Origin of the sequence: Alterluteimonas muca, assembly GCF_021191595.1 — a bacterium.
Taxonomy (GTDB): domain Bacteria; phylum Pseudomonadota; class Gammaproteobacteria; order Xanthomonadales; family Xanthomonadaceae; genus Luteimonas; species Luteimonas muca.
The window spans coordinates 194,100-214,814 of sequence record NZ_JAIWPS010000005.1 but is presented as its reverse complement, the minus strand read 5'-3'; the positions used below and the strand labels follow the sequence as shown (position 1 = coordinate 214,814).

Below are 20,715 nucleotides of genomic sequence, written 5' to 3'. Positions count from 1 at the left end.
CGTCCGCAGGGACTGCAGGTGCAGCGGCCCTGACGTCCGGGCTGGCGGCCGTCGGCAGCATCGTCGGGGGTGGGATGGTCGCTGGCTTGGCCGTAGTCGCGGCAGCCCCAGTGGCCGGCACCGCAGCTGGATTCGGCGTATACAAGCTGTATAAGCACCTTGCCTCCAGGGGTAGTTGAAGCACCGACGGAAGGAGCAGCTACCAGGTTGTGGTAGCTGCTCTTGCGGCAGCCGATATCGCAACCACGCCGGTTTGAGACGGGGGTTGGCCGGTTGGGGAAGCAGGAGTGGCCGGTAGAGTCGCCAGGACGCGTTTCTACTCGGATCTCCTGGCATGAAAAAAACTGCTCTCTCACTGACCTTGGCTGCACTGCTGGCCGGCGCCACCGCGCACGCACATGCCGGCGGGTTTGCCGACGTCATCGCCCGCGCAGACGCCGGGGACACGGCGGCCATGATCGATGCTGGCGCGCAGCTTCTGGCGCGAGGTAAGCCGATCGAGGGCCTCATGTACCTGGAGGCCGTGATCCGCCTTGGACGGCCAGAGGAGCATGTCGCCCGTGCGCACCACGCGCTGGGTCGGCACTACATGACGCAAGGCGGCCCCATCGCCATGCAGACGGCCATCGAGCACTTCAAGAGCAGTGCCGTCATCGGCTACGTCCCGTCGCAGGTCGAGCTTGGCCGTCTCTACCTGAGCCAGTCGCGCAGTGAGCGCGGGCAGGACCGGACCACCAGCCTTGATCGCGCTTTGGTTCTCCTCGAGCACGCGGCCACCCACGGCGGCAGTGTCGATGCGGCATACCTGCTCGGTGAGCGCTTCTACAAGGGCGTGGACTTCACGCGCAACGAGACGATCGGTGAGGCTTGGCTACGCCACGCGGCGACGAACGGACACGTCCAGGCGGCACTTGCCATCGGCCTCCACGATCTGTCGAAGGACCGCCCGGAAGGGCGCCGCTATCTGGCGCAGGCTGCCGACGCTGGCAACGCCGACGCCATGATGGCACTGGCGGAGAACTACCAGAGCGGCAAGGTGCTGCGGCAAGACCTGGCCACGGCCCGTGCTTGGGCAACACGCGCGGCCAACGCAGGCGCCCGTGGTGCCGCGGACCTCGTGGCCAGACTGACGGCACCCCCGCGACCGGTGGCGGCAGCCCCTGTTGCTTCGCCTATGCCCGTGCAGGCCTCTGTGCCGTCCTATGTGGCCGCCGCCCCTGCGAACACGCAGCCAACCGTGACCGCGACGTCAGGTGGCCAGTCGGCGCCGCAGCTGCTGGAGGAGCTCGAGCGCAACAACCGCGCATTGATGGCGCAGATCGAGCAGCTGCGGCAGCAGATGGAAATCATGTCCGGACAGGGCGCGGCGTCCGCACCGAACCGTGCTCCCGCCCCCGCGGTGATCCAGGCGGCCTACGTGCAGCCCCAGGCCCATTCTGCACCGATTACGGCCCCCCGGACCCCGCTCCCGCTCGTCCCGAGTGGAGCCTCCATGCCGGACGCTGCTCAGGCCGCGACGGTAGAAGCGCCCGTCGCTGAGCCTGCCGCCAACCCGACCTATGTGCAGGCCGAGCCTGCCTCTCGTCCGACCAGGGCCGAGCGGATCCGTCTGAGCGAGAACGACCGTGGCCTCGAGGCCTATCGCAACGGCGATGCGGCGCAGGCTGCGAAGCACTTCACCCGCGCCGTGCGTGCCGGTAGCGCAGACGCCATGAACAACCTCGGCATGCTGTTGCTGCAGGGGCAGGGCGTAGCTATCGACCGTGATCGAGCCATGGGCCTGTTCCGGGATGCTGCCGAGAAGGGCCATGTCGTCGCCGCCAGGAACATCGGCTACATGTACCAGCAGGGTCTGGGCGTCCGGCAGGACCTCGCTCGGGCCAACGTGTGGATCCGGCACGCTGGCCTGCTGGAGCGCAGGCAGGTCCAGCGCGGACATTACGCCAACCTCTGACTGGTAAAGGCCCACCCGGACGGCGCCTACATGGCGCCGTTCCCGTTTGTGCCAGGTGCGCAACCTCGACTGATCGCCAGCAGGTTGCAGGCCGGGGTCTGGTGCACCTCGCTGAATACTGGTGCCATGCGCAACCTGGTCCGTTCGATCATCCGAAGGCTGTTCGGCTCTGCAGAGCCATCGAAGCCATTGCTGCTCCTTCCGCCGCCGGAGAGCATGTCGAAGGCCAACGAGGACGATCCCGCCCACGAGATCGAGTACGGCGTGGGTGCCTACAAGCGGGTCGTGACACCAGGCTTTCCGGAGCGTGCCGGTCAACCCGTGCCAAGGTGGCCCGAGCACGGCGCCGCGCTGATGGCCGCGACCCCGGAGGAGTTGCTCCAGACCCAGGACGACCTGGTGCAGCGCCTGCGGACGATGAGCCCACTCGCAGGTGCGCGGTTCAACGAACTGATCATGCCCGCGCTGCTGCGATATGCAGCGTGGGTGCACCTGTTGCCCGCAAGCGAGAACCACCATCACTCCGGACCGGGCGGGTTGCTGCGTCACGGGCTGGAAGTCGCACTGCATGCGGCGCGCATGGCCGAAGGCCGTCATGTGGGCATCGACCAGCCGCCCTCCACGCGTCATCGCTACGAGGTTCGGTGGCGTGTGGCCACAATGTTCGGTGGCCTGCTGCATGACCTGGGCAAACCTCTCGTCGATTGCGGTGCGACGGATGCCGATCGCACGATCACCTGGCCTGCCCACGCCGGCGACCTGTATGCCTGGCTCGTCAAGCACAACCTGACCCACTACCGGATCTACTGGCGGTCGGGGAAGCGCCATGAGCGGCACAAGCCTGTCGGTACCGCGGTGATGCGCGAGATCCTGGGGCCAGAGCTGCTCACCTGGTTGAGCGATGAGCCGACCCACGAGGTCATGGGCTATCTCGTAACAGCTGTGTCCAACGTCGCCAGCGCCAGCAACGTGATGTCGATGGTGGTGTCCAAGGCGGACAGCCTGTCGGTCGAGGCAGACCTCAAGCGCATGGCGCTGCGGACCCAAGCCACCGGCACCGGGGCGTCGACGAGCGCGGCCGCGCTGGTCGTTGGCCGGCTGCGACAGCTCGTGGAGACCAACCGCATCAAGTCGAACCGGCCTGGTGCGCCCCTCTGGTCGACTACCGAGGGCATCTACGGGGTCTACCCCGCGATCATCGAGGCGGTCATCGCTGACCTTCGCCGCGAGGACATCCCGTCCCTGCCCGCCAGCCGCAACGAGATCGCTGAGCTGTTGGCAGACACCGGGTTCATCGAGCCCTGCGCTGCAGAGACGTCAGAGGGACCACAGCGGTCGCTGACCTGGGATCTGCGGGTGGAGCTGAAGCGCGCGGACCGGGTCGATGTCTCAGCGCCGATGAAGGTGCTCAAGTTCACCGAGGAAGCGCACATCTTCGGCGTCGCCCAACCTCCGCCGGCGCACCCTGGGAAGGTGACTTCTCCGTTCATCACCGATGCCGATGCCCGCCGCATGGCAGACGAGGTCACGGTGGCTGATGCGGCGCCGGCGCTCCCCGAACCGGCCACAGGGGCGATGCAAGGGACAGGAGATCCCGATGCCGCGCCAACCGGTGGGGACGCCAACGACGCCAACCACGGAGAAACGGTCGCTGCCGACGTCAGCGAGAAGCAAGACGAAGCGGTCGTTGTCGAGGACCGCCGCAATCGCCGCGACGTCGCGCGTGAGCGCACGTATCAGCGCGAGGCCGACGGCCGAAAGCCGCAGACGGACCTCAAGGACCTCATCAAGAAGATCAATTCCACGTCGCTATGCGGCGCGGCCGTCGCGGAAGTCCTGCGCAGCATCTTCAAGGGCAGCCTGACGTACGGGACCGACTACTACGACACACCCGACGGCCTGGCGATCGCGTACCCCACGTCTTTCAGCGGGCTGGGCATGCCGCCGGAAGACATCCTCGATGGAGCAGTGGATGCGCGGTGGGTCTTCGCCGAAACGGGCTCGGACCGGATGGTGGTCGACCGGACGTTCCCCGATGGACGGCGGCGCAAGTGCATCCTGTTCGCCGGCCTCATCGGCCAGGCATGGGAGGCACTGCGACAGGATCATCCCGAGGTCCTGGAAGTCCGCACCCGACCAGCCCCAGATGCGGCTGCTGCCGATGCGACCGCGACCGAGGGCAGCAATGCTGCGGTCCATGACGGACACGCACCCAGTGAGACCGGGTCGCACGGCGCTCGCATGCACCCCGATCCCGCGCCGGGGCAAGCACGTGCACGGCAGGCGGAGCGGCGCGTTGGCCAGACGAATGGGTCGGCCGACACGCCTGGCGCCGGGCGGGGTCGTGCACAGTCTGGAGCGGCTCAGTCGTCGGTACCGTCTGAACCCGCTGCGCCGCAGAGCGCGAAGGCGTCGAAGCCAATCCGTCGCAAGGCCCTCGACGTCCCGGCCGTGGGTGCGCAGGCGCCGAAGGGAACGTTCCAGTCAGGGCAGCCCGCGACCAGCCAGAAGCCTGCGCGGGGAAGCACAGGGAGCCAGGAGACCCCGCAACGCCTGCCTGGCCCGCGCACCGTGGCCTGCAACCTCATCACCGAGCTGACCCCCGAGCTGATCGCCGACATCAACGCCACCGTGGTCTTGGGCGTCGAGCAACTGCAGACATCCGATCCGGAGTTCAAACCGGACGATCCCGAATGCCTGAGGCAGGTGCTGCGTTACATGGTCACCGAGGGGAAGGTGCGCGCCGGGCCGCTCCTGACTGCACTTACGACCAAGGACAACCCGGCGTTGCTGTTCAAGATGCCCGACAGCATGCTCATCAAGGAGATCAAGGCTGTGCGCCTGAACCCGAACTACGAACGTCCAGCGTGGATTGCGGAGCGGATGCGCCGACGCGCAGAGGCGGTGGCATGAGTGCGTTGATCCGCTACGAGGATCCGTTCCGTCCAGCATACGAATGGTCCGCGGTGCTGGTCTGGACGGTGTCGGCTGTCGTCTCCTTGCTGATCTACTTCCTCTCGAACTACCCGGCCCCTCTGTTCTTGGGCTTCGCGGCTTTCTGCCTGGTCATGGCGTTGCTGCGACTCAGGCCCGTCGTGGAGCTCTGGGCTCGCGCACGCGCGATGGACGGGTCGGGAAAGACCTTCATCACTCGCCAGGAGCTCGTCGAGCTGGCGAAGGAGGAGCCGGACACACTGGTCCTGGGCTTCGGGTTTGCCTGGACGCAGGACTACGCGCAGATGGCGTACACGCTGAAGATGCACGGGATGCAGAACATCGTGTCGCGTGACGCGAGCCACGTGGGTGACCGCTGGATCCACGGCCTGGGCATCAATGAGGAAGAGCCCATCCGGATGCCGTTCGCGCATGCGGGAGTGCATACCTTCATCATCGGGACGACCGGCTCCGGCAAGACCCGCCTGTTCGACCTCCTGATTGCGCAGTACATCGCCGCCGGATACTGCGTGATCATCCTCGACCCGAAGGGTGACAGCGGGATGCACGAGGCGGCGCGGGACGGTGCGCGGGAGCTGAAGGACGAGGACGTCGTCTACTTCCATCCGGCGTTCCCGGAACGCTGCTCGCGCATCGATCCGCTGGCCAACTTCACCCGGCCAACCGAACTGGCCACTCGGATTGCAAGCCTGATCGCGTCGGAATCCAACTCCGACCCGTTCACCGCGTTCTCGATGATGGCGCTCAACAAGCTGTCCGAAGCGCTGCTCTTTGTGCATGCGCGACCCTCGCTCGTGCTGCTGCGCCGGCTCCTGGAGAACGGCATGACGGGCCTGCTCATCAAGGTGCTCGAGACGCACTTCGAAAACGTCCGCCCTGGACGGCTTCCGAACGGCAACGAGAATCCGCAGGGCTGGATAGCCGAGTCGAAGGCATATACGAACAAGGCCCAGAACAAGGGCGAGGAAGGGCGTGCGAGTGAGCTGATCCAGTACTACCGCGACCACATCGTGGCCTATCACCCGAACCCGACGGTGGAAGGCTTGATCTCGAGCTTCGAGCACGACAGCACCCACTTCGGGAAGATGGTCACCTCGCTGATGCCGGTTCTCATCATGCTCACCTCGGGAGAGATGGGAAGCTTGTTGTCGCCCGACTACGAGGATCCGTCCGACCCGCGGCCGATCACCAATTTCAAGAAGATCACCCAGTCGGGACGTTGCGCATACATCGGCCTCGACTCCCTGTCGGACTCCATGGTCGCGTCCTGTATCGGTGCACTGTTCCTGTCGGACATCACGGCAGTCGCGGGCCACCGGTACAACTTCGGCGACGACGAAGGCCGGGCGCCCAAGATCGCGGTCTTCGTCGACGAAGTGAACGAGATCGCCAACGCGCCGCTGATCCAGCTGCTCAACAAGGGCCGCGGCGCCGGCGTCACGATGTACCTCGCCACGCAGACGATCTCCGACCTGGTCGTCAGGCTCGGCACCCAGGACCACGCCTACCAGGCGCTTGGCAACACCAACAACCTGATTGCACTGCGCGTCAACGACTTCGGCACGCAGGAGTACATCTCGCGCCAGCTCGGAGAAGTCAGCATCTCGTCGGTTGGGATTACCCAGGCGTCGGGCACGAACGCCGACATGCCATTGAACTTCCGCGGTTCGGTTGCGGAGAAGCTCGAGCGCGAGGACAAGCCCCTGATGCCTCCCGACATGCTTGGGTCCCTTCCAGACCTCGAGGGTATCGCCAAGGTGTCGGGGGGGCGGGTGGTGAAATGGCGCGCCCCCATTCTCACCCGTACGCAGGGCTAGGCGTTGTGGTCCAATATAGGAATACAGGGGACCGAAAGGGGCGCACGAGCCATGAGCCGTCTGTTCCAACGGTACAGCTCACCGGCGGCATTTCTCGACCACCAGCTCCACGCAATCCAAGTCGCTTTTCTCGCAAGCGAGGTGTTCCGGCAATGGCCGGACCTCCGGCAGATCACCGAACGATTTTGCTGGATGGTGGGCGATCGCATCCGCTTGCCTGTTGTTCGAGGCACGGGCGGCCCAGCTGCTGCAGAGTGTCTCGTAGATGCGTTCTCCTGGCTCGACACCGCTCCGGAACGCTGGACGCTCACGGCGTCGGCCGCGAAGTCAGTGTTCGTTGCCGGGCTTCTCTACAACGCCCCGTACATCACCCATCTCAACGTCCAGGTGGACGGCCAGCCGTGGACGATCACAGACGGCGAGCCGATGTGCGCGCTTCTGGCGCGTGGCTGCCATGTCGACTGCGACGTCCGGTCGGATCGTGGCCGCGCCGATACCGACGGCATGGCTGCCAACAGGGTCCTCCTCCTCTCGCGCATGTACCCGGATGGAGGGCACATGTCCCTCGATCTCGACCTGGCATTCGCGGTGTTTCCGCCGCATGCCCTGATGGTGGATCTGTTCGGTAGCGACGAGGTTGAGTGATGTTCGGTTCCAACTGGTACAAGGTGCTGATGATCGCCGGCGCCTACCTGGCGCTCTACATGGCGTTGGTGGGTGAGGCGTATCTCAACCGCATGGTTGAGCGAGAGTCACAGATCAATCGGCAGTATTTTTCCGACGAGGCGGTGACCCGCTCCGAGGTTCGGGCGACGGACTGGTTCAACAAGGTCTTCGTCGAAACCGAGGTGATGGCCCACTCGTTCGACATGTTCATTCCGTCGCAGGCAGAGATTGAGCGCAGCGAAGGTCTGGATCAGGACTTCGGCCAACCGGTGTTCGGCTGGTTCGAACGACGACTGCGGTCATGGTGGACGTTGGTGTGGTCGACGTTCACCCGCGCATCGACGATGTTGATATGGGCGCCGATCGCGCCGTTGTTCGTCGTGCCTTGGGTCATCGACGGCTGGACGCAGCGCCAGCGACGCAAGCACACCTTCGAGATCTCGAGTGCAACGCGCCAGCACGTCGCGGTGCTCGCGCTCACGGCGGTGCCGTTGCTGCTGATCGTCGTCATCACCGCGCCGCTGGTGCTGCACCCGATGTTTGCACCGGCGATGCTGCTGCTGACCGGCTACCTGATCTATGCCGCGATGGCCAACTTCATGAAACGGGCCTGAGGGGCATCGAAGGCCGTATTCCAAGTGACGGACCAGGTGGCTATGGGGCCACCTGGCGTTTCAGATGCCAGGGATGTTCGTGGCCAGAAGGTCGCTGCCGATGAGCCGGGCCTCTTTGAGGAAGCGGGAAGGACCGCGTTCCAGGGAATACGACAGCGTGACGTCCGTCATGGCCCGGGTGATGCCCACGTAGAGCAGACGACGCTCCTCGTCGATATCCGAACCGTCTCGCGTGGACGGCAGAACCCCATCCTCGACGCCGACGATCCAGACGCGTTCGAACTCCAGGCCCTTGGATGCATGCATCGTCAGGAGACTCACGCTGTCGGATCCGCCGGTCTTCTTCTTGCTCGCAGCCAAGGCACGCAGGCGCTGGCTCAGAGATCCATTCATCTGACCGATGCTTGCGGCTGCCTGGGCGAGTCGGCGTGGAGTCTCCTGGGACTCCGCACCCTTCCAGGGATACATTTTCTGGATCGACATGGCCATGCCGTTCAAGGCCAGTTGGACCCCCGTCGGCGAGCCGGAGAGCTTCATCCAATCTCGAGCGCGCTCCTGGAAGTGCTGCAGCACGACGCGATCGTTGCGGGAGGTAGACCGAGGCAACCCACCGCTGACGAATCCGTCCATCGAGCCGGGGCGGCCGAAGGTCAGCGTGCTCGACAGCTCCTCGAGGGTTTGCGGTCGGACCCGGGCGTGGCGAAGCATCTCGCCAATTCCCTCCATGTCCCTGTTGGCCAGTGACTGAGCCATTCCCATCAGCAGCGAGGGTGCTTTCTGATCCCAGAAGGACCGACCACCAGAGCGCGTGTACGGCACGCCGGGGCGGGCGAGGGCCGCCTCAATTCCGTCGAGCAGGGCGTTTGTGCGTGCGATGACGCCCCACTGCCCGAAGTCGCCGTCGGCCAGGATGGCAGTGACCAGAGCGGATACCTCTGCGTCGCGGTCCTCGAAGGTTCTGACGGTGGCCTGGCCAGGTTTCGTGTTGGAGGTCACCAGCTGCTTCGGTACGCGCGACAGGTTGTGCCCGATCAGGACTGCTGCCGGCTTGAGCACCGGCACGGTGCAGCGGAAGGTTCGATCGAGCGTCACCAGGGTCGCGTCTGTCTCGCGCTGGAAGCGGAGCATGCCCTCGTAGCCCAGCGACCCGCGCCAGCCGTAGATGGATTGGTCGTCGTCACCCACGATGGTCACCTGCGTGCCATTGCGGGCGTGGGCGAGCACCCACTCGAGCTGCATCGCATCCGTGTCCTGGAACTCGTCCACGAGCATGAAGTCGACATCCAGCGGGGCGACATCGCCGGCGCGCATGCCCAACACGGCGTGCAGGATCAGGTCGCCGAAGTCACGCACGCGTCGAGCGGCTTTGCCACGGGTGTACTCGTGATAGACCCAGCCCAGAGCGGACTCCCCGGCTGCAGGGACATCGGCATCGAGCACGCGCTGCCATTCCTGGATCTGCGCCGCGGCATCCTGAGCGGTGATGCCTTCGTGGGAGTGTGGGCACTTGTCGAGCAGGTGCCCGATCTCGCGCAGGGACTTGGCCTCGTTGAGAAGGACCATCTCCTTGCCGGCACGCTTGAGCTGCTGCCCACAAAGGTTGTGGAAGGTGCCGGCCTGCACGCGAGACTTCGCCGCAGGGTACTGCCGCGTGATCCGCTCACGCAGGGAGGTCGCGGCTTCAGAGGTGAAGGTCACCGCGGCCAGGCGCGACGCCGGTGCGTCGCGCAGGAGGTTCTCCGCCCGGAACTTGAGCACTGTCGTCTTTCCTGCACCCGGGCAGGCGGCCACAAGAAGATGGCCGCGATGTGTCGCGGCCATCTGTTGGGCAGGCGAGAGCGCGGTCACGCCGTCGCGAGTTCGGCCTCGGCGTCGGCCTGTTCGGCATCAGCCTGGACAGTGGCAGCGCCATCCTTGTCGGCGCCCTGCACTGCACGCAAGGCGCGGCGGGCATGCAGCCACGCGGCCGAGAGGAACTGCACCTCAGCCCACAGGAGCTTGCGGTACTTGTCGATGTAGCTCTGCTGGGCGCCGGTGGGGATGACCGCGTTCAAATAGAGGTAGTCGACGTTGCTCAGGAGGGTGTCAATCTTGGTGAACAGCCCCAGGATTGCGCCCATGCCAGGCGTGTAGATCGGAACCTGGACGCTGACGGGCTTGGTCGACATCTTCGTGGAGATCGACCGGATGCCGTTCTCCCGCGCGGTGGCCATGAGGTTCTGGCTATCGACCTCGATCTGCTGCTCGAACTCGCCGATGCGACGGTCGAACTCCTTCGTGAACGCCTCGGACTTCTCCACCATCTGGGCGTTGCTAGGCAGCACGCGCTGCAGCATGAACAGGGTCAGCTGGGCACGAATGCCGATGCGGTTGTAGTTGCGGCACACGAAGGGGTGGTAGAGCTCCACGTCGCGCATCAGCATCGTGACGTTGTCATCCGGACGCCAATTCAGGAGGTCGCGAGCGACGTCGTGGCGTCGCTTGCGCGCAGCTGCCGGGGCTCGGGACGCATCCCCGGCGTCGGTGTGGGTGTCGGAGGAGACCGGCGCGCTACCCACGTCGGTCAGGTCGGCTTGCGCCGTGGCGGAATCAGTCATCAAGGGGCACTCCATGATGTCGGTGGCGCGGGATCAGGCCCACGACCCACGGTTGTGGGCGACCCCATCATCTGACCCCAAAGTCCACCAAAGACGGTCCAACCTCGCTGCATAACGGCGTGGTTGCGGGATTGAATCGGCTCCGAGGATTGCTAGGATGGCCCCATCTTGGTGCTCCGCACCGATCGTTGGGAGCGTTCTCCCGCATCGCGCCCTCGTGCGCATCGCCTTGCATCGTTTCGTGCCCCTCTGGGCGTGGACGCCTGGCGCAACCCTTTACTGACGACGTCTCGACTGGAGCGCACTGAGCCTCCGGCGAGTTGCTGTTGTTCGAACCTATCCCTGCGGGATTCCCGCATGGGAATTCTCCGTTTTGGGATGCCACGCATCCCGGCCCGCCACCGAGATGCACACCTCAACTCTGGACCTGGCGGCCCAACGGAGTCACAGATGAAGCAGCGCACCCACAACGGTTGGACCCGTCGTCCTACCCCGATGTATCGGCACCCGTTTGTCGTTCTCGGTGCAGTGATTGTTTTCGGCGTGATCGCCGGCCTTGTTGCGACGCCTGACAGCTCTCCGGAGCTCGTCAACGTCCAGCAACCGGCTTTCGCCGATGACTGCGGCGGCCTGATCAGTGCCCGTGTCTGTCGTCTGGACAACGCCATCGAAGCAGCTACGCGCTGATTCGCTTTTGAGCCACCCCTTCTCCGGGGTGGCCCCTTCAAGCCGGTTTTCAGAGCCGTCTTGAGGGGGCCACCCCATCTAGGAGAAGACCGTGCTGGCATTACTGACTACGAATTCAAATCACGATGAGTTGTACCTGACCTCAGGCCGGACTGTTCCGGTTCCGAAGTCGGGGTGCAGCCTCAGTGTTCAATCCTTGGACGTTGCGTTGAGGTACGCCTACAAGGCCGGGCTGATCACGCACCAGGAGTTCCTGGTCCAGCGTGACCTGCTGATTGAAGACGAGGTTTAGCTCACGTGGGAAGCGCATCGGGGGATGCCGGCAATTGCCGCCGCCATTCGGCGGGCTTCCCAAGCAGCTTCGGGAGGCTGCTTGGGAAGCGTTGAACCCACGCATCAGTTCTCGCACGCAAGTGCACATACCGGGATCGATCCCGGACATCAGACCCTGCGGGATCGCGATCCCGTCAGGGCGAAGCGTTTTCCAGGGTCTCCAACCGAACGGAGACCGTAATGTTGAACAAGAACGCACGACCGATGGCAATCCGCCGCAAGCCCGTGGCAGTCAAGAGCCGCAGGCGTATGCCCGGCGAGGTGCACCCGGTGCTGCACTGGGCACTGATCGGAATGGGCGCGGCGCTGTTTGCCTTGTTCCTGCTCACGATCATGTACGCCCCACTCTTTATCTACGAGTTCATCCAGGAGCTGAAGTAATGGACATCAATTTTGTTGCGATCAAGGGTCGTATGACGTGTGACGCCAAGTTGGTGCCAGGTCGTACCGGAAACCTTCTCATCATCAAGCTGGCGACAAATCATGGCCAGGGTGAGAAGCGGAAGGTGACCTACCACTGCGTCATGTATTACCCGCAGACAGAGTCCGAGGAGAAGTTTCTCCACGAGCATCTGCGCACGGGCGTCACGGCACACGTCACTGGCAACCTGGGCAACTACAAGGACAGCAACGGGGTCGATACCACCTTCATCCGTGGGCAGACGATCAACGTTTTGTCGTTCCTTGAAGACACCACATCAGACAAGGTTGATGACGAGGAAGAAGAAATCGGCCGGGCACTGGCCGTGCTGGAACGGCCCGCACCGAACCGCGGTGCACCTGCGCGCCAGGAGCCACCGAGGCAAGCGCCTGCAGTAGCTGTCGCAAGTAAGGCCGAGCCTGCGCGTGCGACTGCAACCCTGCAGCGCGAAGCCGGTGTTGAGGTGCAATTCTAGCGATCGATAGTTGAACCATACCGTCCCCTGCGGGCCTACCCGCAAGGGGATGGCTGTGGGGGATTTCTCATTTTCTAAGAGGACATCCCGATGCAGCTCAAGATCGAAAACGGCCCGTTCAATGGCACTGAGTTCAACCCGACCGACACGTACGAGAAGTTCAGCGACGATGGCAGTTCCAGCAACAACGTACTGCTGGCGAAGCTGACGCAGACGTTCCTTTCTGTATTCGATCCCCTCAAAGGTTGGGGAGTCTCCATCACCGCCGAGCTCGAGAAGTTGGACCTGGTCCCGCTCTCGGATGCGTTTGCCGAGCGTGCTGCCCAGTACGTCCCGACAGCGCGGTTTTTGGCCAAGCTGGTGAACCCGCAAGGCGTCGTGGTCGCAACGGCCTCTACGCTGTGGACGATTGACGGGCCGACGGCATGGGAGAAGGGCGAGACCAACGCTCGGACCCGGCTCTACGAGGCGGTTGGCCTCCAGTCGAAGTTCGGGAACGCCGGTCCAAGCGGTGGCGGTTACGTACCACGCGCCAAGCTCCATGCGGTGCCTACCCGGGAGCAGAAGCGGGTCGAGGTCAAGCCGGCGGAATCGGCTGACTCGTCCACCACACCGCCTGCGGGCGTCGAGAATGAGGCGACGGCTTCCGCTCAGGTGCAGACCACTGCGCCTGAAGTGCAGCAGGCAGCACCGACAACGACCACGTCGGCGCCGCAAGAGCCATCGAGCCAGAGCAGGATTGACCTGGGCGATGGGCACGACCCGGATGCTCCGCCGCAAGCGATGCAGATCCAGATCGAGCGGTTGGCGAAGCTGATGGGCAAGACGGTTCCGGTCTTGCGCACTCGCGCCGAAGCAACTCAGTTCCTGACGAAGCTGCAGCGGGGTGAAGGCTGATGGAGACGATCTACATGTCTCCATCGGGCGTGGCGACGTACGAGAACTGTCCGCGTGCCTACCAACTGGACAGGATTCTCAAGGTCCGGACCAAGGAGCGATCTGCTGCCTTGGGCTTTGGAGGTGCGCTGTCGAGCGCCATCGACGTGTTCAGCCGAAGCACTGTGACTGGTGAGTTCGTCGATCCAGTGCCTGTGTTCGAAGCAAGCTGGGCGGACTTCACGGTCAACAACGTCGTGAAGTACAGCAGCAAGACGTCGGACGAAGGTCTTCGCGAAACCGGGGTGCGGCTCATGCAGCTGTTCCCAGAGGCATGGGAGCGCGAAGGCCTGACGGTGGCATTGGACCGCGATGGTGAGCCCATGATCGAGCGCAAGCTCGTCGTGGACATCGGTGCGGACGTCAGGCTGGTGACCAAGTTGGACCTGATGGCCTACAACCGCGACTGGCAGCTCACGCTGATCGACGAGAAGAGTTCCGCTCGGGCAACCGACATCCGATTCTCGTTGATGGGAGAGCAGCTGACCGCGTACCAGGTGGCCGTCACGGCATACCAGGAGAAGCTCGGTCTGCCTCCACCTGAGAGGCTTGCGTACTGGGAGATGATCAAGCGCCCTGTGCCCAAGACGAACCGCGGTGAGGGGCCTTCCATCGAGTCCATCCAGGACGTACCGGCACGGTCCGATGAAGACGTGGAAGCGTTCGTGCTGAAGGTTCAAGGCATTGCAAGAAGGGTGCGCGATCGGGATTTCCCGAAGACGCCCCGGATGGCATGGAACACGCCCTGTCTCCAGTGCGATTACCTGGACATCTGTGCTCAGCGCCGGGTGGACGCGTTCACCTTCCCATCGGAAGAAGCGAAGGAAGCCGTGATCAAGCTCGCGGCATAGCAACACACCAGAGCCCGCCCCCTGACCGGGGCGGGCGACTGGCTTCAACGTACCGAGCCACAGTGGACGCTATGCCGAACGAGTATCTGATCAAGTTCTGGATTGAGAATGGGGCGCTGCATCTGCGTTCCCACGACGGCATGGCCGCGATCACTATTTGGCCGAGGCACGACCACGACGGTGAGCCGACCCGGCTCCGACTGCACTACGACCCCATGCCTGCGCTCGACGTGCTTCCTGAAACCGGGGGAGCCCTGCGAGCGGAGGAATGGGTCTGGGATGGGACACCTGATGAAGCGAAGCGGTTGATCGGACTGTGCATGCGCGCCCTCGATCGACGTCTCAGTTACGTGGGCGGCTCGACCAGGAGCGAAGCATGGCGGCGCCGAGTGGTGGCCAGCCTGTTCTCGACTGGCCAGCGCGCTGCAGCGGCGACGGTGAGCTGATTTTTCCAGTGCTATCGCACTGACCCGACCGGCCGGCTGCCGGACTCCCCAGGGGGCCTGTCCCCTTGGGACTGGCCACCTTGTTATCGAGGTGACCCACATGCAGACGAAGGACCTGTTCCGCCAGGATCGTGAAGCGGCTATCCGCAATTTCAGGACCAGAGTCACGTGCATCCGCGCGTTCCTCCTTGGTGTTCGATCCGACCCCGAGCCGCTGCCTATCGAGCTCAACCACGCCCACCTGGGACGCGAAGCGTTCGACCGGCGGCTGGACGTACTGCAGTCCAGGCTGCAGAAGATTGCCAGCAAGCCCTGAGCCGACAAACGCCCAACCACCCTCAACGCGAGGCGGGTTGCGCCATTGCAGGGGCGGGGGGCGCTGTTAGATTCGACTCATCATCGCCACTGGCGATCCGAACAGGCCGGCTGCCTGACATCTCCCAAACGGGGCACCGCCCCTTGGGGATTGGTGTCCCTCTCACAACGAGGTTCACCATGTTTCCAATCGCAGTTGCGTGGCTTGTACGCCACCTCATGACCCTGCACCAGCCCACGGGCCGAACCGACTTCAGTTTGACGTCGGCAAGGAACCAGGCACGTCTTGCAAGGAAGGTCTCGCGCAAGCGCTGACCGAATCACTTCAGCCCTCGCGGGGACTTCCCCGCATGGGGTGTCCTCGTGCGTAAAGGAGGCACCTCATGCTTGAGCAGATCAGGCTGTTTGACCTACCCGAACCGCCCGTGCAACGCGAGCGGGTACGAACCTTCCGCAGGAAGAGCGACGCGGACCGAAAGGAAGACATCCCCGAACAGATCGCGATCCGCCTGAAATGGGCGAGGAAGATCGCGTTCAAACGGCGCTTCCGTGAAGACCCGAACAGCACCAACGACCACGTGTGGACGTTGGAGGCAATCGCCCGTCTTCACCTCGAGCTTTTCGAGGACTGGTTCAACAAGTTCCCGGCACTGGAACTCAGAAGCGAGCAGCTCGACTACTGGACCTGGATGTTGGCTGACACGAACGAACCGTTTTCATTCCGGGATGTGCTCGTGATGGCCGGCTACACGCATCCGGACAGCTTCATCGAGATGGTCGTGCTCCAGACGCCGGATTGGGTCCGGGACGAAATCAGAAAGAAATCGACCGCGAATGCGGAAATCAAATCGAAGGCCAAGCCTTCAAATATGACGGAGAAGCACCATGTCTGATGCACTTATCTATGCGCCGATCAACCAGGCGTTCGCCAATGTGGTGCCGGACGTCCACAAGGCCCCGGATGCGATGACGCTTCCTGGGTACAAGGGCTACGCGGGCCATCCATTCCTCCCGGTGTCGATGGCCGATGAGGACTTCGTGTTCGACAAGTCGCAGTTCCAGCTGATGTCCTATGCATGGAACCGCGAGTGGAGCAGGAAGGACTACGACCCGCGTCGTGGTGTGTGGTGGGGTGGCCCGAAGGGTGCCGGCAAAACGACGCTGACCGAACAGTTCTTTGCGAGGTTGGGTGTGCCGGTGGTCCAGCTGACGTGTAATCGGCGTGTCCCGCTGTCTGATCTCATCGACAAGCTCGTGCCCGACGGCACGGGTGGATGGGTGCAGGTGGCAGGCCCGCTGAAGGTCGCGATGCTCAAGGGCTTCCCGGTCATCCTCAACGAGCCGTCCCGCATGGAGCCGGCCGACCTGGTGGCGATGCACGACATCATCGACCGTGGCATTCATGTAGCGGACGACGGTGAAGTGATCAGAGCGGCCCGTGGTTTTCTGGTCTTTGCGACAGACAACACCATGGGTTTCGGCGATGAGACCGGCAGCTATCCGGACGCGAACCTTCTCGATCAGGCGACGATGTCGCGGTTCCTGAAAGGGGAGGTCTCGTACCCGTCCATCGAGCAGGAGGTGAAGATCCTGGTCAACAAGGTGGGCATGGGCGAAGACGCGGCCAAGGTGATGGTTGCCTTCGCTTCGTCGGTACGGTCGGCATATGTCGCAGGGAAGTCTGCGGTCACGATGGGCACTCGCGAGCTGATCGATTGGGCGCAGTGCACGATGTACTTCAAGGATCTCAAGTCCGAGCCCCCGGCCTTGTTCGCTCTCAAGAGCGTTCTGGGTGGGTGCAACGATGCCGAGATGCGTGCCTTGAGGTCCACGTATGAGTCGCACTTCGGGGCGCCGGCATGACGGACCAGTACTACGGGCACCGGATGCACTTCAAACGGCAGATCCCAGGTACGAGTCAGATCGAGCGACTCCAGGTGATTGTCGAAGCGATTCCGCCCGACACGATCCAGGTCACCACATGGTCCGTAGCCGGCAGCGGGAAGAAGAAGAAGGTCGAGAAGTGCACAGGCACGGCTGAGCTCGTCGACGATCGTGCGTCCGCAGTGCTTTCCGATCTGGCGGATGCAGGTTGGGATTCGACGTTCAGTCAGACCATGTTCCTACCGCCAAGGCGGGACATGCACATCGATCATTTGCAGTTCAAGATCCAGGCTGACACAGACCTCTCTGGTGACATCGACACCGTCATCGGGAACATGTCCGGTGTGGACTGGTGCATTGAGCAGGATGGGTCGTTTCTGATCGGGTCCAACGTGGTGAAGCTGTCCAGGAGTCGGCGCAAGGCCGGGGAGGACAGGCCGCTACGGCTGGACACCATCAACGCCAACGTGCCGTCAGAGAGCAAGGCCGCCGCAGTTCTGGCGGTTCTGGCAGAACGACACGGCGGCAAGGTCTATGACGACATGACCAACCTGGTGAAGCCAGCGCCCTTCTACGCAACGGCGCAGATGGATGGGCTGGACGAACTGCTTGAGGCGTTTCATCTCAAGCGTGTGGCGATTCCCTCTGGGGTTCTCGTGCGCCCCGACGGGCACGCGGTGATGCCAGCGGTATTTTGACCCTGTAACAGGGCTGCCCTTTCCATTGGAAAGGGCTTTCTTGAGCCACCTGGCTGAAGAAAGTCCTTTCAGGCTTTCTGGTCGAAAGACCTCCATACGGCGATATCGCCGACATCAACTGCCTGCGGGGCACACCCGCAGGGTGTGCTCTCACGGCCTTACCAGAGGACGTTGAGATGAGTAGGAATGTCACCGCTCTTGAGAGCGTGGTTGTGTTCACCCCCGAAGTGCGGATCTGGAGTGGTCGGGTTTCAGTCCGACGTGCCGAGGATCTCGTTTCTGCAAGTGGGCTACCCCCCGAGGCCTTGGTCTCGGACGGGGCCAAGCGTGTTGTTGATCCAAAGGTCCTGACCCAGTTGGAGAGCCAGCGCCGGTTCGTCAATCGGTACCTGGCCCGGGTGGGTATCCGAAGCAGCATGGGCTTTCTTGTGAGCCCGGACGCCGAGGACGACGTGCATGCGGAACTCGAGAAGCGTCGCATTGCGTTTGATGACGCACGACGCGAGCTGGTCGACGGGTATGACGTGCTCTGCGCCCAATGGGAGCGTGCCAACCCGGGGTTCGAGTGGCTCCTCCGCCGCAACCGTCCCACGGCCATCGAAGTCGCAGCTGCATGCGAATTCGACTATGCGACCTACCGCCTGACGCCGGCAGACAGTGAAGAGGGCAAGAAGCGCTTCCAGGCAGTTGGAAAGGCGGCGACGTCGGCACTGATCGACGACATCACCAGTTCAGCAAACACGCTGTTTCGTGAGTCCTTCAGTGGCCGCGAAACCGTGACGCAGCGGGCAGTGAACGTGGTCCGTGACCTGGTCGGCAAGCTCCGGCGCTTTGGCATGTTCGATCCCCGAGTGGGCCCGACTGCCGATGCGTTGGAAAAGGTGATCTCCGGCATTCCCCACAAGGGTCCGCTGGATACGACCGACACGCTGATCGTGGGTGCACTGGTGCGCTCGATGACCGATCCCGAAGAACTGCTGAAAGCTCGTGTCTTGTCCGATTCGGACGACGAACAGCCAGTGGACGAGGGTGGGGTTTCGAGCGTGGTGCTCGAACAGGACGTGCCGGTGGAGGAGGTGGCGAAGCCAGCCCAACAGCAGCCGCGCAACGAGGAAAACACGAGCCGCGTCGCGGCTGTCTTCTAAGGAAACGACAGATGAAAACTGAGATGAGCCCGCTCCGGCGGGCCAAAGCAATGATGGGCTCGATTCCGATCTTCGCCCAGCAGTTGTGCGAAGGCAGCGCGTGCCAAGTGAAGTTCAGCTTTGGTGCGCGTACTGCCTACACGGACGGGGTGACGATCACGTTGCCCCCGCTCCCACTCCCGCAGTTCGATGAGGACATCGAGGTGGTGGAAGCGTTGGCTGACCTGGTGCATTGCTACATCCCGCACGAGGTCGGGCACATCCGATACAGCTCCTTCAAGGAGATTCGTGAGGCCGCAACGCCAATCCTGAAGTCGCTACTCAACGCCATCGAGGATCCTCGGATGGAGCTTGACCTCATCGCGACGTTCCCGGGGACACGGGGGCAGCTCGATCGAGGGTTGGAACGGCTCGCATCCATGGGGCACTTTGATGTGCTTACCAGTGACGTCGAGCCGGACCAGCTCCTTGCGCTCTACACGCTGTACTACCTCCGCGGGCACCTGCGTCAGTCCGAGGAGTTCGTGGAGCGTGCAGAGCAGTCGCGGGGCGCCATTGTTGGGGTCTTCGGTGAAGCGTTCGTTGAACGGCTGGAGATCCTGCTCGATAGCGATGGCATGGACATGCTGAGCACGGCTGACGCTTACTGCCTTGCACAGGCGATCGTGAAGGCTGTGCAGGAGGCACAGAAGGATGCTGAAGCAGAGGAGGAGGACGAGCCAGGCCAGGATGATGGGGCAGGGCAGTCCGCCGACCAAGGTGCGGAACCCGGCGACGATGCTGACGGTTCGGAGGACCAGAGTGGCGCCGGCGGTGCCGGTGACCAAGATGGAAGCTCCAGCGGAGGTGACTCTGACCAGGCTGGTAATGGCTCAGGCCGTGGCACTGGTCTAAGCCGATCTGAAGCATTCGACAAGGTGCTCAGAGCCGACAGCGTCTCCTGCCAGGACCTTGGGGATCTCATGTCCGAGGAACTGAGGAAGGCGCAGGACACCGCCCTGGACCAGGGAATGGACAAGGTGATCGCTGAAACGGTGGATGGCACCACCAACTTCGAGATGGCCCCAAAGAACGCGGGGTTTAATCCGGATGAGGCGACGAAGGCATCGCGCCAGCTGAAGGCACGCCTTCGGGCACTGATGCAGACGCTGACGATGTCACGCACCACCGAGGCCGTTCGAGGCAGCCGCATCCACTCCCGCAGGGCGTACCGGTCTGACCAGTACAACCGAAGGATGTTCATCCACCAGGATGACGACAAGGGAGTGGAGACCGCCGTCTATCTGCTGTGTGACAGGTCGGGTTCGATGGCCCACCAGATCGGGCCGGCGCGCAACGCGGTGTATGCGATCGGAGACGCTATGGCGTCGCTTCCGGGCGTGAAGGTCGGTGCGGGTCTCTTTCCGAGCAATCGGGTTCTGTTTCCGATTGGTCAGAAACCATCAGTGCATATCGACCGCATGCCGTTCTATGCGTGCGGTTCGACACCGATGGCGGAGGGGATTTCCTGGGCGATGCGACAGCTATGGAAGCGCCGTGAGCCCCGGAAGATCCTGATGGTCCTGACGGACGGCAAGCCTGACAACGAGCCCCACACGGACGCGATGATCGCTGCTGCCGAGGCCGTCGGTATTGAGGTCCACGCAGTTGGGATCGGTTCGTTCGCAGACCTTGGCTTGTTCAAGAGCAGTTGCCTGGTCGAAAGCATCGACGAGCTACCGGCAGCGGTTCTGGGAATGCTCGAGGTATCACTGACACGTAAGCAGTTCAAACGGGCTGCATGAAGACGCGGTGCGGGAGGGGGAGAGCCCCCTCCCGCGAGGAGGCATCAGTCGAGGCGTTCCCACGAGCAGCCTTGCGTGATCCCTTTTCGGGCACTGCCCAGCTATTGCGGAGCTTTCCGCGCATCTGAATAACCGCC

At 63.4% G+C, this 20,715-nt stretch carries 20 protein-coding genes; 18 read left to right on the top strand and 2 right to left on the bottom strand.

Annotated elements, in window-relative coordinates:
* The first annotated feature begins 334 nt into the window (after positions 1 to 334).
* From LDO11_RS09270 to LDO11_RS09250, 5 genes are all read left to right on the top strand, one after another.
* Positions 335 to 1,954, top strand: a complete 1,620-nt coding sequence (locus LDO11_RS09270) for a hypothetical protein (protein ID WP_232141295.1) — start codon at positions 335 to 337, stop codon at positions 1,952 to 1,954.
* A 126-nt stretch (positions 1,955 to 2,080) separates the two neighbouring features.
* Entirely contained in the window at positions 2,081 to 4,867 is a 2,787-nt protein-coding gene (gene mobH, locus LDO11_RS09265) for a MobH family relaxase (protein ID WP_232141294.1), read from the top strand.
* Positions 4,864 to 6,726 (top strand): conjugative transfer system coupling protein TraD, encoded by a 1,863-nt coding sequence (gene traD / locus LDO11_RS09260; protein WP_232141293.1) that lies wholly within the window; start codon positions 4,864 to 4,866, stop codon positions 6,724 to 6,726. The genes mobH and traD overlap by 4 nt, the downstream gene beginning before the upstream one ends.
* 51 nt (positions 6,727 to 6,777) lie before the next feature.
* The gene (locus tag LDO11_RS09255; RefSeq protein WP_232141292.1) at positions 6,778 to 7,371 is read left to right on the top strand and encodes a hypothetical protein; all 594 of its coding nucleotides are present in this window, start codon (positions 6,778 to 6,780) and stop codon (positions 7,369 to 7,371) included.
* Positions 7,371 to 8,006, top strand: coding sequence for an IncC plasmid conjugative DNA transfer DtrJ family protein (locus LDO11_RS09250; protein WP_232141291.1), 636 nt, complete (start codon positions 7,371 to 7,373; stop codon positions 8,004 to 8,006). The genes LDO11_RS09255 and LDO11_RS09250 overlap by 1 nt, the downstream gene beginning before the upstream one ends.
* A gap of 60 nt (positions 8,007 to 8,066) precedes the next feature.
* Here the strand turns inward: LDO11_RS09250 and LDO11_RS15850 are convergent, their stop codons facing one another.
* Together LDO11_RS15850 and LDO11_RS09240 are read right to left on the bottom strand one after the other, a co-directional pair.
* On the bottom strand, positions 8,067 to 9,854 hold the full coding sequence (locus LDO11_RS15850) for an ATP-dependent helicase (protein WP_232141290.1): 1,788 nt from the start codon (positions 9,852 to 9,854) through the stop codon (positions 8,067 to 8,069).
* The gene (locus LDO11_RS09240; protein WP_232141289.1) at positions 9,851 to 10,603 is read right to left on the bottom strand and encodes a hypothetical protein; all 753 of its coding nucleotides are present in this window, start codon (positions 10,601 to 10,603) and stop codon (positions 9,851 to 9,853) included. Before LDO11_RS09240 ends, LDO11_RS15850 begins: the two co-directional genes overlap by 4 nt.
* A gap of 450 nt (positions 10,604 to 11,053) precedes the next feature.
* On the opposite strand from LDO11_RS09240, the gene LDO11_RS09235 reads away from it, so the two are divergent.
* From LDO11_RS09235 to LDO11_RS09175, 13 genes are all read left to right on the top strand, one after another.
* Complete coding sequence (locus LDO11_RS09235; RefSeq protein ID WP_232141288.1) at positions 11,054 to 11,290, top strand: hypothetical protein; 237 nt, start codon at positions 11,054 to 11,056, stop codon at positions 11,288 to 11,290.
* Positions 11,291 to 11,381: 91 nt separating this feature from the next.
* Positions 11,382 to 11,582, top strand: coding sequence for a hypothetical protein (locus LDO11_RS09230; RefSeq protein ID WP_232141287.1), 201 nt, complete (start codon positions 11,382 to 11,384; stop codon positions 11,580 to 11,582).
* A 221-nt stretch (positions 11,583 to 11,803) separates the two neighbouring features.
* Positions 11,804 to 12,004 (top strand): hypothetical protein, encoded by a 201-nt coding sequence (locus tag LDO11_RS09225; RefSeq protein WP_232141286.1) that lies wholly within the window; start codon positions 11,804 to 11,806, stop codon positions 12,002 to 12,004.
* Complete coding sequence (locus tag LDO11_RS09220; protein ID WP_232141285.1) at positions 12,004 to 12,519, top strand: hypothetical protein; 516 nt, start codon at positions 12,004 to 12,006, stop codon at positions 12,517 to 12,519. The genes LDO11_RS09225 and LDO11_RS09220 overlap by 1 nt, the downstream gene beginning before the upstream one ends.
* 90 nt (positions 12,520 to 12,609) lie before the next feature.
* On the top strand, positions 12,610 to 13,416 hold the full coding sequence (locus LDO11_RS09215) for a potassium-transporting ATPase subunit C (RefSeq protein ID WP_232141284.1): 807 nt from the start codon (positions 12,610 to 12,612) through the stop codon (positions 13,414 to 13,416).
* A complete protein-coding gene (locus tag LDO11_RS09210; RefSeq protein ID WP_232141283.1) occupies positions 13,416 to 14,306 on the top strand; it encodes a PD-(D/E)XK nuclease family protein in 891 nt (296 codons plus the stop codon). Before LDO11_RS09215 ends, LDO11_RS09210 begins: the two co-directional genes overlap by 1 nt.
* 62 nt (positions 14,307 to 14,368) lie before the next feature.
* Positions 14,369 to 14,752: a hypothetical protein gene (locus tag LDO11_RS09205; RefSeq protein WP_232141282.1), complete on the top strand. Its 384-nt coding sequence runs from the start codon at positions 14,369 to 14,371 to the stop codon at positions 14,750 to 14,752.
* 100 nt (positions 14,753 to 14,852) lie between these two features.
* On the top strand, positions 14,853 to 15,068 hold the full coding sequence (locus LDO11_RS09200; protein ID WP_232141281.1) for a hypothetical protein: 216 nt from the start codon (positions 14,853 to 14,855) through the stop codon (positions 15,066 to 15,068).
* 382 nt (positions 15,069 to 15,450) lie between these two features.
* Positions 15,451 to 15,960: a hypothetical protein gene (locus tag LDO11_RS09195; protein WP_232141280.1), complete on the top strand. Its 510-nt coding sequence runs from the start codon at positions 15,451 to 15,453 to the stop codon at positions 15,958 to 15,960.
* Positions 15,953 to 16,930 carry an AAA family ATPase gene (locus LDO11_RS09190; RefSeq protein WP_232141279.1) on the top strand — a complete coding sequence of 326 codons (978 nt, stop codon included), beginning with the start codon at positions 15,953 to 15,955 and terminating at the stop codon, positions 16,928 to 16,930. The genes LDO11_RS09195 and LDO11_RS09190 overlap by 8 nt, the downstream gene beginning before the upstream one ends.
* Positions 16,927 to 17,649 carry a hypothetical protein gene (locus LDO11_RS09185; protein ID WP_232141278.1) on the top strand — a complete coding sequence of 241 codons (723 nt, stop codon included), beginning with the start codon at positions 16,927 to 16,929 and terminating at the stop codon, positions 17,647 to 17,649. The genes LDO11_RS09190 and LDO11_RS09185 overlap by 4 nt, the downstream gene beginning before the upstream one ends.
* A gap of 176 nt (positions 17,650 to 17,825) precedes the next feature.
* On the top strand, positions 17,826 to 18,794 hold the full coding sequence (locus LDO11_RS09180; RefSeq protein WP_232141277.1) for a DUF3150 domain-containing protein: 969 nt from the start codon (positions 17,826 to 17,828) through the stop codon (positions 18,792 to 18,794).
* Positions 18,795 to 18,805: 11 nt separating this feature from the next.
* Positions 18,806 to 20,578 (top strand): vWA domain-containing protein, encoded by a 1,773-nt coding sequence (locus tag LDO11_RS09175; protein WP_232141276.1) that lies wholly within the window; start codon positions 18,806 to 18,808, stop codon positions 20,576 to 20,578.
* Positions 20,579 to 20,715: the final 137 nt, after the last annotated feature.

Coding starts and splice junctions, on each gene's coding strand:
- LDO11_RS09175 (WP_232141276.1), top strand. CDS start 18,806: ATGAAAACTGAGATGAGCCCGCTCCGGCGGGCCAAAGCAATGATGGGC.
- LDO11_RS09225 (WP_232141286.1), top strand. CDS start 11,804: ATGTTGAACAAGAACGCACGACCGATGGCAATCCGCCGCAAGCCCGTG.
- LDO11_RS09180 (WP_232141277.1), top strand. CDS start 17,826: ATGAGTAGGAATGTCACCGCTCTTGAGAGCGTGGTTGTGTTCACCCCC.
- LDO11_RS09220 (WP_232141285.1), top strand. CDS start 12,004: ATGGACATCAATTTTGTTGCGATCAAGGGTCGTATGACGTGTGACGCC.
- LDO11_RS09195 (WP_232141280.1), top strand. CDS start 15,451: ATGCTTGAGCAGATCAGGCTGTTTGACCTACCCGAACCGCCCGTGCAA.
- LDO11_RS09210 (WP_232141283.1), top strand. CDS start 13,416: ATGGAGACGATCTACATGTCTCCATCGGGCGTGGCGACGTACGAGAAC.
- LDO11_RS09255 (WP_232141292.1), top strand. CDS start 6,778: ATGAGCCGTCTGTTCCAACGGTACAGCTCACCGGCGGCATTTCTCGAC.
- LDO11_RS09235 (WP_232141288.1), top strand. CDS start 11,054: ATGAAGCAGCGCACCCACAACGGTTGGACCCGTCGTCCTACCCCGATG.
- LDO11_RS09270 (WP_232141295.1), top strand. CDS start 335: ATGAAAAAAACTGCTCTCTCACTGACCTTGGCTGCACTGCTGGCCGGC.
- LDO11_RS09185 (WP_232141278.1), top strand. CDS start 16,927: ATGACGGACCAGTACTACGGGCACCGGATGCACTTCAAACGGCAGATC.
- mobH (WP_232141294.1), top strand. CDS start 2,081: ATGCGCAACCTGGTCCGTTCGATCATCCGAAGGCTGTTCGGCTCTGCA.
- LDO11_RS09200 (WP_232141281.1), top strand. CDS start 14,853: ATGCAGACGAAGGACCTGTTCCGCCAGGATCGTGAAGCGGCTATCCGC.
- LDO11_RS09250 (WP_232141291.1), top strand. CDS start 7,371: ATGTTCGGTTCCAACTGGTACAAGGTGCTGATGATCGCCGGCGCCTAC.
- LDO11_RS09190 (WP_232141279.1), top strand. CDS start 15,953: ATGTCTGATGCACTTATCTATGCGCCGATCAACCAGGCGTTCGCCAAT.
- LDO11_RS09215 (WP_232141284.1), top strand. CDS start 12,610: ATGCAGCTCAAGATCGAAAACGGCCCGTTCAATGGCACTGAGTTCAAC.
- LDO11_RS09240 (WP_232141289.1), bottom strand. CDS start 10,603: ATGACTGATTCCGCCACGGCGCAAGCCGACCTGACCGACGTGGGTAGC.
- traD (WP_232141293.1), top strand. CDS start 4,864: ATGAGTGCGTTGATCCGCTACGAGGATCCGTTCCGTCCAGCATACGAA.